The organism is Rhodococcus sp. B10, assembly GCF_011770055.1.
GTDB lineage: Bacteria > Actinomycetota > Actinomycetes > Mycobacteriales > Mycobacteriaceae > Rhodococcoides > Rhodococcoides kyotonensis_B.
The window spans coordinates 1-11,676 of sequence record NZ_JAAFYV010000061.1 but is presented as its reverse complement, the minus strand read 5'-3'; the positions used below and the strand labels follow the sequence as shown (position 1 = coordinate 11,676).

The window sequence follows — 11,676 nt, the reverse complement described above, 5'->3', positions numbered from 1 at the left end:
CATCGGACACATACCACTCCGGCACCGACGGCACCTCCGACGACCAATCAACGCCCCCACCAACAGCATTCACCGAAACCGCCCCCATCGACTCGTCCCCCACGACCATCAACCACACCATAGCCGCACCCACCGACAAGTTCCGGAACACCAGTTCAAATCAGAACCCACACCGCCACAGCCGATTACAGATTCGGCCAAAACCAAAACTCGCCGACGGATTTCCGTCGGCGAGTCTCTCGATAACTACAACGTTCTCACACCCGTGCCGGCTCCGCGAGATGCTTGGTCGACCGACGGAACGCCCACACCGTGACGAGTACGGCCAGCGCGAACAACGGTGTGCCCATTGCGATTTTCGCGAATGCCAACCATCCCGTGGCGTCGGTGTCGTACAGCCAGTCCTGCACGATGTAGCGGGCGCCGAACAGCACGGCGAACGTCAGCGTGGCGACGTCGTGCGCGCGGAGAACAGTGCGCTCTGCGCGCCAACGGAACCTGTTGCCGTGCAGCGCGCTCCAGAGTATTCCTGTCAACGGCCGGCGTGCCAGAACCGACGCGAGCATGATCACCGCACCGCCGAGCGACGTCCAGATACCGATCAGGAAGTATCCGCTGCCGGATCCGGTCCACGCGGCGACAACTCCAGCGGCGACAACGCCGATCAGTCCCCCGATCGCCTGCGTGAGCGGTTCACCCCGTCGCATGCGAACCAGGGCAAGGACGAGCGCGACGGCGACGGCAATGGTGATCGCGACAGGGAGTGCGACGAGTGCGTTGGCTGTCACGAAGGCCACGACCGGAATCGCTGTGTAGATCATGCCGCTGACACCGCCGAGACTGTTCAGCAGTACCTGCGTGGCATCGACGTCCTTCGCTTGCTCCTGAGCTGGGTCCGGCGTCGTCATCGTGCCCTCCTCGTCGATCGTTGCTGTGGCGTTGTCGTTCATGTTCTCCACTGTCGTCGCGACGACGTGCCCACAACAGTGCAGACCACCATGAGATGAAGTTACGACGCCATTGATCGGCCATGACGGATGTCATGGATCGCCCCGCTAGCCTGGGACAGTGCCCACACAGCATCGAGGAGGCCGGACCATGACATCTGCGGATTCGATGGAAACGCTCCGCAAGCGCACCAGCGAGAAATGGCGCACCCACCCTGACGATGTGCTGCCGATGTTCGTCGCCGAGATGGATTTTCCACTCGCACCGCCGATCAGAGCGGCGCTGCACGCTGCGCTGGACGCGGGTGACACCGGGTACGTCGATCCACACGACGCCAGTGCTGCACGGGCTTTCGCGTCGTACGCCTCGGATGTCTGGAACTGGGATGCGAACCCGGAACGTATGGGGTACGCCACCGACGTCAGTGTCGTCATCGTCGAGTCCCTGCGCAGACTCATCGAACCGGGTGACGGCGTGATCATCAACCCACCGATCTACCCACCGTTCTTCGAGCTTGTCCCCGAAGCAGGTGGTCGCGTCGTCGAAGTACCGTTGTCCGACGACGGTCGGCAGTACTCGCTCGATCTCGACGGCATCGACCGCGCCTTCGAGAAAGGAGCCCGTGCACTCCTGTTGTGCAGCCCGCACAACCCCGTCGGACTGGTGCATTCACGTGAAACACTGACCGAGTTGTCGCGCATCGTCGCTCGTCACGATGCGGTGGTCGTCAGCGACGAAATTCATGCCCCACTGACGCACCACGGCACGACGTTCACGCCCTACCTGACGGTGTCCGACGAGGCGCGCGAACACGGTATCGCAGCCGAATCCGGCAGCAAGGCATTCAATCTCGCCGGATTGAAGAGCGCGCTGTTCGTCGCCGAATCCGACCGCATGACCGACCTCATACGGGGCCTACCCGACGAGGTGGACTTCCGCGCGGGACTACTCGGACTCATGGCTACGCGCGAAGGCTTCACACACGGTCGAGAATGGCTCGCCGCCACGATCTCGACGATCGAACGCAACTTCACCGTCCTGGAACAACAACTCGCGGAGAAGCTTCCGCACGTCACGCTACGACGGCCGAATGCGACCTACCTTGCATGGTTGGATCTGCGCGGCCTCGGCTGGGGCGACGACCCTGCCGACCGTGCACTCCACCACGCGAAACTCGCTCTGTCCGACGGCATCAGCTTCGGCACGGAAGGTAGGGGCTTCGCGAGGATGAACCTGGCCTGCGCACCGGACACGATCGTCGAGGCGATCGACCGCCTCGCCCGCGCACTGTGAGCCCGCTACACCGGTGAGGGCTGACTCGGACGCTGCAGCTCGTCGGTGGGATCGATCGTCGACGACTGCTTCTTCTCCGCGGTCACAACAGTTCCCACGGTGGCGACGATGACGAGAGCAATAGCCGACAGGCGCAGAACACCCGCACTCTGATGCAGCAGCAGCCACCCTGCGAGCGTCGCGAAGATCGGTTCGAGGCTGAGCAGCACTCCGAACACGTTGCGCGGAATGCGCCGTAGGGCAGCAAGTTCGAGTGAATACGGAATGGCCGACGACAAAAGCGCCACGAGCGCAACGATCGCCAACACCTTCGGATCGGCGAAGGCCTCGATGCCCTGCATCAACCCGACAGGCATGACGCATACAGCACCGACCGCGAGAGCCACAGCAAGACCGCCTGTTCCTGGAACCTCTTGTGCAACACGCGCATTGGTAAGAATGTACAACGACCAGAATCCGGCCGCGAGGAGCGCGAACAGTACTCCGATCGGGTCGAGCGACGTCGAATGCACGGCCGATTCGATCCCGAGCATCGCCATTCCCACCAGGGCGACACCTGCCCAGCACAGGTCGACGCGCCGACGCGACAACACCGCCGCGAGAACCAGCGGACCGAGGAACTCGATCGACACGGCCACCCCGAGAGGAATCCGTTCGATCGCGGCGTAGAACGACCCGTTCATCGCCGCCAACGACGCACCGAGCGCGCAGACGACCTTCCACTGAGCCCGCGACCATTGCCGGACCCGGGGACGAACGAACACCGCGAGCAACACAGCTGCGATGGCGAGACGGGCGGCGGTGACCGCCCAGGACCCGGCCAGCGGGAATATCTGCACGGCCAGTGCAGCACCGAACTGCAACGACACACACGACCCGACGATCATCGCCACCGCGGATCCGGTGCCCTGCATTCGACTGAAACTTGCCATGGATTCAGCTTTGCGGACCGTCTAAGGTAAGTCCAGCGAATCATTTTTACCATTAACAATCAGAGTTCCTTACCTATCAAGGAATTGCATGTTGTACGTTCCGCGGTTGCGCGTTCTGCTCGAGTTGCAACGGAGGGGAACCCTGGCGGGCGTCGCACGCGCACTCTCGTACACGCCGTCGGCGGTCTCTCAGCAGTTGTCGCTACTCGAGAAGGAGGTGGGCGTGCGCCTGCTGGAGCCGGTCGGACGCGGCGTCACGCTGACCGACGCCGCAGTCGGTCTCGCCGCACACGCCGAGGTGGTCCTTCGGCAGCTCGAAGAGGCCGAATCGGATCTGGCTGCGGCGCACTCGACAGTTCAGGGGACGTTGCGGGTCGCGTCGTTTCAAACCGTCGTGTTCGCGATCGTTCCCGCCGTCCTGGATCTCCTGGCCGTCGAGCATCCGTCGTTGTCCGTCGAGTTCGATCAGCATCACATGGGACAGGCGTACGACGGATTGCTCTCGCATGCGTACGACCTGATCCTCGGCGAGGAGTATCCCGGACTGCCCGAGGAGGTCCGGCCGGGCGTCGATCGGGCCGATCTCGCTGCAGATCTACTGATGCTCGCAGTGCCCGACGGCACGGACTGGTTGTCGCCCGGGCGGCGTCTCGTCGATCTGGCCGATGCGCCGTGGGCAATGGACCCGGCCGACACCCCGACCGGCATCTGGGGGCGTTCGGTGTGCCGGGCAGCCGGGTTCGAACCCAGGGTCACGTTCGTCAGCCCCGACCCGCTCATGCATGCACACCTCGTCCGGACCGGCCATGCGGCCGCGTTCATTCCCGCCTTGATCGCCGCCGACCAGTCCGACGGTCTCGAGCTCAGCACGTTGCCAGGACGACCTCAGCGCACGATCTACACCGCTGTCCGGGAAGGCCGCGGTCGTCATCCCGCCGTCCGCGCCTTCCGTGCCGCACTGGCGACGGCGTCGGCGTCGCGCACCCCCGTCGACAGCGTCGGTGGAATTCTCGCCCCGGATCCGGCGTCCCCCACTCGCTGAAGGAAGATTGCAGCCATGAGCAACAGAACCAACATCTCGTCCGGCTCCGAGTGGGAACCGAAGATCGGATACAGCCGCGCCGTCCGCATCGGAAACAGCGTCGCGGTCTCGGGTACGACGGCACCGGGCGAGACCGTCGCCGACCAGACTCGCGCTGCCCTCGCGACCATCGAAGCAGCTCTCGTCGACGCGGGCGCATCCCTGCAGGACGTCATCCGCACTCGCATCTACCTGCGCGACGTGTCGCAGTGGCAGGACGTCGCCGCCGTCCACGGGGAGATCTTCGGAGAGATCCGGCCTGCGACCACGCTGCTCGGCGTGAATGCACTGATCGACGACGCCCTCCTGGTCGAGATCGAGGCCGACGCCATCATTTCCTGACGTCCGACGGCTACGCCTTCCGCGTGTCGGCGGGAGGCGTGGCCGCAGTCGTCGACGCACGCACGGTCAGCGTCGGCTCGAACCGAACATGTCTCGGGGATGCCGACGGGTCTGCTACCGATCGTTCGAGCAAATCGACTGCGGCATGGCCGATGTCGCGGCTCGGCTGACGAACGGACGACAGCGAGACGACAGCCGACGCCGCGAAATCGATGTCGTCGTACCCGATGACGGCGATGTCGTCCGGTACCACCGAGCGACCGAGCAGGACCAGACTCTGCAGAACACCCAGTGCGAGAAGGTCGTTCGCGCAGAAGATCGCGTCGGGCCTGTCCTGCGGAGCACGGTCGACGATGGCGGCCGCGGCGGCCCTGCCCGCGAGGACGCTCGAGTCGGGTGTATCGACGACCTCGAGTTCGGTTCCGTCGAATTCCTGTGCGGCGGCGCGTGCACCACGCAGGCGGTCCGCGACCTGCCTGAGACTCGACGGTCCGCCGACGTAGGCCAGTCGCCTGCGCCCCTGCTCGCACAGGTGACGCACTGCCATCGCGCCGCCCGCGACGTCGTCCACCGCGACCGACGAGAACGGCGTACCCGTGCCGTCCCGGTCGACCAACACCACCGGAGTTCCGCGCGACTGCAACAGCTCGAGCCGGGACAGGTTCTCGCCGACCGGTGACACCAGCATCCCGTGAACCCGCTGTTCGTCGAATGTGTCGAGGTACAGCCGCTCACGGTCGGGCTTGTCGTCGGTCGACGCCGACAGGACCATCAGATTGCGTTCGAACGCATTCGCTTCCGCGCCGCGAGCAATGTCGGTGAAGAACGGGTTTCCCAGGTCGAGGACGACGAGACCGATGCATCGCGACCGTCCCGCGCGCAGTTGCCGGGCGGCGTCGTTGCGTACGAAGCCCAACTGGTCGATGGCCGCCATGACCCGATCCACGGTGGCAGGCGCCACCTTGTCCGGCGCGTTCAGCACGTTCGAGACCGTGCCGACGGACACACCGGCCGCGGCGGCCACCTGCTTCATGCTCTTTGCCACGACAGCAGTCTTCCAGCTCCGCGTATGTCGGCGAACGCGGTATCAGGAACGGGGCCGCGGCACCAGACGCTCGAGCTGCGTCACGTGGCCCGGTTCGAGTTCTTCGAGCGACGTGACGCCGAGCAGCCGCATCGTGCGCTCGACCTGTTCGGACAGAATGTCGATCGCGCGGTTCACGCCTGCCTCACCGCCCGCCATCAGCCCGTACAGGTACGCACGCCCGACCAGCGTGAATCGGGCGCCGAGCGCAATGGACGCGACGATGTCGGCGCCCGACATGATGCCTGTGTCGAGCATCACCTCGGTGTCCGAACCCACCTCTCGTGCGACATCGGGCAGCAGATGGAACGGGATGGGGGCGCGATCGAGCTGTCGCCCACCGTGATTGGACAGGATGAGGCCGTCCGCTCCGAGGTCCGTGACGGCTTTCGCGTCGTCCAGCGTCTGAATTCCCTTGACCACCAGCTTTCCTGGCCACTGCGTCTTGATCCAGGCGAGGTCCTCGAAGGTGACCGTCGGATCGAACATCGTGTCGAGCAGTTCGGCGACGGTGCCGGACCAGCGGTCGATCGACGCGAACGACAGCGGCTCGGTCGTGAGGAAGTCGATCCACCACTGCGGCCGAGGGAGCGCATTCATCACCGTCCCGGGCGTCAGCGCAGGCGGAATGGTCATACCGTTGCGCTTGTCGCGCAGCCGTGCACCCGCCACCGGGACATCGACGGTGACGAGCAGGGTGTCGAAATTCGCCTTCGCCGCCCGCTCGACGAGAGCCATCGAGCGCTCGCGGTCCTTCCACATGTACAGCTGAAACCAATTGCGGCCGTGCGGATTCGCGTCGCGCACATCCTCGATGGAGTGCGTTCCCATCGTCGACAACGAGAACGGAATTCCCGCACGGGCCGCAGCGCGCGCCCCGGCGATCTCGCCCTCGGTCTGCATCATGCGTGTGAACCCGGTCGGCGCGATGCCGAATGGCTGCGCGACCGGTGCACCGAGCACGTCCCACCCGGTCGATACCTTCGACACATCGCGCAGGATCGACGGGCGAAATTCGATGTCCTGGAACGCCTGTCGCGCACGCGTGATCGACAACTCGGCTTCGGCCGATCCGTCGGTGTAGTCGAAGGCGGCCGTCGGAGTGCGACGCTTGGCGATCTTTCGAAGATCCTCGATCGTCAGGGCCGCGTCGAGACGGCGCTTCTTCGCGTTCAGCTGCGGCTTCTTGAACTGCATGAGGGGCGCGAGATCGCGCACCTTCGGGACCTGCCTCTTGACCATTGCTGATCCTTTCTCGTTGTTCATGCCGTTCTCGCCCGCTGCGAACAGGTGCGGGAGACCGCTGGTGTGTACTGCGTCGGCGGGAACGTGGTTGCAACGATACGACGCAGCCGGTCGAGTTCACCGTGAATCGAACCGTGGGCACGTGCCTGTACCAGGACGTTACCCAACGCCGTTGCTTCCGCCGGTCCAGCAAGGACCGGGATACCCGACCGATCCGCCAGAATCTTGCACAGCAGCGAATTCTGGGCTCCGCCGCCGACGACGTGAATCTGCCGGGCCGAGAAGCCTGCGAGCGACGCCGCGTCGTGCACCGCACGGGCGAATGCCGCGGCCAACGACTCGACGACGGCGCGAACCATCTCCACTCGCGACGACGGCGCGTCGAGGTCTCGCTCCAGATACCAGGAGCGGATCCGCCGCGGCATGTCGCCGCGGGACAGGAACACCGGGTCGTCGGCGTCGAAGACGTGCGCAGGCGATGGGCATTGGGCCGCGGCAGCGAGCATCGTCGGCAGATCGACCGGCGCTCCGTCGGACCGGCTCCACTCTCGCACGGTCTCCGACAGCAGCCACAGTCCCATGACGTTGTGCAACAGTCTGTTTCGGCCGTCGACCCCGGCCTCGTTGGTGAATCCCGCCTCGCGCACGGCTGAACCGAGCACCGGGGCCGCGGTTTCCGCTCCGACGAGTCCCCACGTGCCACAGGATATGTACACCGACGACGAAGGATCCATCGGAACTGCCGCAACCGCCGACGCCGTGTCGTGCGAACCGACCGTGGTGACGACAGCACTCGTGTCCACGTCGAGCACGCCGGGCAGTACCGGACCCAACACGGTCCCAGGGTCGACCACGTCCGCGAACAGCGACGGGTCGAGTCCGAGCCGTGCCATCAGATCGACATCGGGCACCCCGTCGGTTCCGAACAGGCCCGTCGTGGATGCATTGGTCCGTTCGGTGACCTCGCGTCCGGTCAACCAGTACGAGACGAGGTCCGGCACCAGCAGAGCCCGATCTGCGACGCCCAGCAGTCCGTCTTCCTTCTCGACCGCAAGCTGATACACCGTGTTGAACGGCAAGAACTGTAAACCGTTGCGAGAGAACAATTCTTCACGGCCGACGACGGATTCGACCAGTTGGACGCCGCGCTCGGACCGTTCGTCACGGTAGTGATGCGGCAGGCCGAGCAGTCGCCCACCGCGCAGCAGACCGTAGTCGACGGCCCAGGAATCGACGCCGATACTCACCAGGTTCTCCGACTGCCGCACGACGTCGGCCAGCCCCTTTCGGATGTGCCCGAACAAGCCTGGCACGTCCGTGTGCAGTGCAGTCCTGGTTCCGTTCCACAACCGCAGGGGTTCGTTGGGGAAACGCGCCACGACGTCGAGATCCAGCACATCCCGTCCTGCGGCGTCGGTGCCGACCACGCCGACCACGACGCGACCGCTCGTCGCGCCGAGGTCGACTGCCGCGACCGTCGACAGGCTCATCGCAGGAATGCCGCCGCGACTCCTGCATCGACGGGCACGTGCAGGCCCGTCGTGTGCGAGAAGTCCGACGTGCACAGTGCGAACGCAGCACCCGCGATGTTCTCCGGCAGCACCTCACGCTTCAACAGCGTGCGCTGCGCGTAGAACTTGCCCAGGTCCTTCTCCTCGACACCGTAGACCGCGGCGCGCGAGGCGCCCCAGCCGGCCGCGAAGATGCCCGATCCCTGCACGACACCGTCGGGGTTGATGCCGTTGACCTTGACGCCGTGCTCACCGAGTTCCGCTGCGAGCAAACGAACTTGGTGCGCCTGGTCGGCCTTGGTCGCCGAGTACGCGATGTTGTTCGGGCCGGCGAACACCGAGTTCTTGGACGAGATGTACAGAATGTCACCGCCCATCTTCTGCGCGATCAGCGCCGACGCAGCCGCGCGGGACACCAGGAACGATCCCCGTGCCATGACGTCGTGCTGCAGGTCCCAATCCGCGACGGTCGTCTCCAGCAGCGGCTTCGACAGCGACAGGCCGGCGTTGTTCACGACGAGGTCGATGCCACCGAATGCCAACACCGTCGCGTCGACAGCCGCCTGCACCGCAGCTTCGTCGGTGACGTCGGCGCGCACACCGATCGCGACGTCGGTGCTGCCGATCTCGGCCGCGACGTCGGCCGCCTTCTGCTCGTCCAGGTCCGCGATGACGACGCACGCGCCTTCCGCCGCGAGCCGGCGCGCAATGGCCTTCCCGATTCCCGACGCGGCCCCCGTGACCAGCGCGATGCGCGTCGCCAATGGCTTGGGTTTCGGCATCCGTGCGAGCTTGGCCTCCTCCAGCGCCCAGTACTCGATGCGGAACTTCTCGGATTCGTCGATGGGACTGTACGTCGACACCGATTCCGCGCCGCGCATGACGTTGACGGCGTTGACGTAGAACTCGCCCGCGACGCGTGCGGTCTGCTTGTTGGCGCCGTAGCTGAACATGCCGACACCGGGGATCAGGACGATGGCGGGATCGGCGCCGCGCATCGCCGGAGAGTCCTCGGTCGCGAAGCGCTCGTAGTAGGCCTGGTAGTCCTTGCGGTAGGCCTCGTGCAGCGTCTGCAGGCGCTGCACGCACTGTTCGACGGGTGCATCCGCCGGCAGGTCGAGAACGAGAGGCTTGACCTTGGTGCGCAGGAAGTGGTCGGGGCAGCTCGTGCCGAGGGCGGCAAGGCGCGGGTGTTCGCTCGCGGTCAGGAAGTCCAGTACGACCTGCGAATCCGTGTAGTGCCCGACCTTCGGTTCGTCGGTCGACGCAAGGCCGCGAATGTGCGGGGCCAGTGCCGCTGCCTTCGCGCGGCGCTCGGCCTCCGGGAGCGCGGCATAGCCGTCGAGTGGTGCGCCGAACGGCTCGGCCGTGCCGTGCTCGGCCAGATACGCCTCGGCCGTGCGGATGATGTGGAGCGAGTTCGCTTCCGCATCGTCGGACGTCTCACCCCATGCGGTGATGCCGTGGCCGCCGAGAATACAGCCGATGGCCTGCGGGTTGGCCGCCTTGATCGCCGAGATGTCCAGTCCGAGCTGGAAACCCGGACGTCGCCACGGAACCCAGACGACGGTGTCGCCGTAGATCTTCCGGGTCAGCTCCTCGCCGTCGGCAGCGGTCGCGATCGCGATACCCGAATCGGGATGCAGGTGGTCGACGTGAGGTGCGTCGACGAGTCCGTGCATCGCCGTGTCGATCGACGGCGCAGCACCCCCGCGGCCGTGCAGGGTGTAGTCGAACGCCGCGACCATCTCGTCCTCGCGGTCCACGCCGGGATAGACGTCGACGAGCGAACGGAGCCGGTCGAGTCTGAGCACGGCCAGCCCGGCCTCTGTCAACGTGCCGAGATCGCCTCCGGATCCCTTGACCCACATCAATTCCACGTCGGCACCCGTGACCGGATCGATGTCGGTGCCCTTGGCGGAGGTGTTGCCACCTGCGTAGTTGGTGTTGCTCGGATCGGAGCCGAGACGGTTCGATCTGGACAGAAGGTCTCGAACGGTCGGGTTCATCGTCACTTCCTGCTCTGTTGTCATGGTTCACGCACCCCAGGACGTCTGGGTTCCGCCGACGCGTTCGGCCTCGATCTTCTCCTGGTAGCCCGATTCGGCGTAGGCACGCATCGGATCGGCCGGCAGCCCGCGGCCCTCACGCCACGACGCCAGCTGCGGGCGAACGTCGGTGTAGAACGCGTCCATGAAGATCCCGTTGGCAGCCAGCACGTCTCCCGTTTCCTGCGCGGCCGTCAATGCTGCGGTGTCGACGAGCGCCGCACGCAACGTCATTTCCTGCACGTTCAGAACCGATCGGATCTGACCGGGAATCTTCGCCTCGACGTTGTGGCACTGATCGAGCATCAACGCCAGGTCGGAGTCGGGTGCAAGACCGCCCCCACGGATCACCTCGAACAGAATTCGGAAGAGCTGGAACGGATCCGCTGCACCGACGATGAGGTCGTCGTCCGCGTAGAAACGGGAATTGAAGTCGAACGATCCGAGCTTTCCGAGGCGCAGCAGCTGCGCGACGATGAACTCGATGTTGGTCCCCGGTGCGTGATGCCCGGTGTCGAGGCACACCGCGGCGCGATCGCCGAGAGCAACCGTGTGCGCGTACGAGGTGCCCCAGTCCGGAACGTCGGTGACGTAGAACGCGGGCTCGAAGAACTTGTACTCGAGCACCAGTCGTTGGCCTTCGCCGACGTGCTGATAGATCGCGGCGAGCGATTCGGCCAGCCTGTCCTGGCGACCGCGGATGTCCCCTTGGCCGGGGTAGTTCGTGCCGTCGGCCAGCCACACCTTCAGATCCTGCGAACCGATCTCGGTCATGATCTCGAGGCACCGCAGGTGGTGGTCGATCGCTCTCTGCCGCACCGTCTTGTCGGTGTGGGTCAGGCTGCCGAACTTGTACTCGTCGTCCTGGAACGTATTCGAGTTGACAGTTCCCAGACGCACTCCCAGATCGGCAGCGTACGACTTCAATTCGGTGTAGCTGTCGACCGTGTCCCATGGAATGTGCAGGGCCACAGCGGGAGCCAGTCCCGTCAGACGATGCACGGTCGCCGCGTCGGCGATCTTCTCCTGGATCGTCCTTGGCGTGCCGGGTGTACCGAACACCTTGAAGCGAGTTCCGGAGTTCCCGAAGGCCCAGGACGGAAGTTCGATGGCGAGCGCGTCGAGAATGCTGTCGGGTCGAACGGTATGTGTTGTCACAGTGCACGCTCCGGGGTGGGGCTCGGGGTCTGGC

At 65.3% G+C, this 11,676-nt stretch carries 10 protein-coding genes; 3 read left to right on the top strand and 7 right to left on the bottom strand.

From position 1 onward, the window contains the following. Nucleotides 1-257 precede the first annotated feature (257 nt). Entirely contained in the window at nucleotides 258-950 is a 693-nt protein-coding gene (locus RhoFasB10_RS25270; RefSeq protein ID WP_068426169.1) for a DUF3159 domain-containing protein, read from the bottom strand. Nucleotides 951-1,098: 148 nt separating this feature from the next. On the opposite strand from RhoFasB10_RS25270, the gene RhoFasB10_RS25265 reads away from it, so the two are divergent. Next, nucleotides 1,099-2,241, top strand: coding sequence for an aminotransferase class I/II-fold pyridoxal phosphate-dependent enzyme (locus tag RhoFasB10_RS25265; protein WP_068425231.1), 1,143 nt, complete (start codon nucleotides 1,099-1,101; stop codon nucleotides 2,239-2,241). 5 nt (nucleotides 2,242-2,246) lie between these two features. Here RhoFasB10_RS25265 and RhoFasB10_RS25260 read toward each other — a convergent pair whose 3' ends face one another. Further along, the gene (locus RhoFasB10_RS25260; protein ID WP_068425234.1) at nucleotides 2,247-3,173 is read right to left on the bottom strand and encodes a DMT family transporter; all 927 of its coding nucleotides are present in this window, start codon (nucleotides 3,171-3,173) and stop codon (nucleotides 2,247-2,249) included. 88 nt (nucleotides 3,174-3,261) lie between these two features. Between RhoFasB10_RS25260 and RhoFasB10_RS25255 the strand changes: the two genes are divergently transcribed. Both RhoFasB10_RS25255 and RhoFasB10_RS25250 read left to right on the top strand, forming a co-directional pair. Further along, entirely contained in the window at nucleotides 3,262-4,215 is a 954-nt protein-coding gene (locus RhoFasB10_RS25255) for a LysR family transcriptional regulator (RefSeq protein WP_068425237.1), read from the top strand. 15 nt (nucleotides 4,216-4,230) lie between these two features. Further along, nucleotides 4,231-4,596: a RidA family protein gene (locus RhoFasB10_RS25250; protein ID WP_068425240.1), complete on the top strand. Its 366-nt coding sequence runs from the start codon at nucleotides 4,231-4,233 to the stop codon at nucleotides 4,594-4,596. Nucleotides 4,597-4,606: 10 nt separating this feature from the next. On the opposite strand, the gene RhoFasB10_RS25245 is transcribed toward RhoFasB10_RS25250, so the two are convergent. The 5 genes from RhoFasB10_RS25245 to rhaI are packed head-to-tail and all read right to left on the bottom strand — an operon-like array spanning nucleotide 4,607 to nucleotide 11,642. Next, nucleotides 4,607-5,641 (bottom strand): LacI family DNA-binding transcriptional regulator, encoded by a 1,035-nt coding sequence (locus tag RhoFasB10_RS25245; RefSeq protein ID WP_084423707.1) that lies wholly within the window; start codon nucleotides 5,639-5,641, stop codon nucleotides 4,607-4,609. 42 nt (nucleotides 5,642-5,683) lie between these two features. Continuing rightward, nucleotides 5,684-6,922, bottom strand: a complete 1,239-nt coding sequence (locus tag RhoFasB10_RS25240) for an alpha-hydroxy acid oxidase (protein ID WP_068426171.1) — start codon at nucleotides 6,920-6,922, stop codon at nucleotides 5,684-5,686. A 20-nt stretch (nucleotides 6,923-6,942) separates the two neighbouring features. Continuing rightward, entirely contained in the window at nucleotides 6,943-8,415 is a 1,473-nt protein-coding gene (locus tag RhoFasB10_RS25235) for a rhamnulokinase family protein (RefSeq protein ID WP_068425245.1), read from the bottom strand. After that, a complete protein-coding gene (locus tag RhoFasB10_RS25230; protein ID WP_167679209.1) occupies nucleotides 8,412-10,469 on the bottom strand; it encodes a bifunctional aldolase/short-chain dehydrogenase in 2,058 nt (685 codons plus the stop codon). Before RhoFasB10_RS25230 ends, RhoFasB10_RS25235 begins: the two co-directional genes overlap by 4 nt. 3 nt (nucleotides 10,470-10,472) lie before the next feature. Next, on the bottom strand, nucleotides 10,473-11,642 hold the full coding sequence (gene rhaI, locus RhoFasB10_RS25225; protein ID WP_068425251.1) for an L-rhamnose isomerase: 1,170 nt from the start codon (nucleotides 11,640-11,642) through the stop codon (nucleotides 10,473-10,475). Between the last annotated feature and the right edge of the window lie 34 nt (nucleotides 11,643-11,676).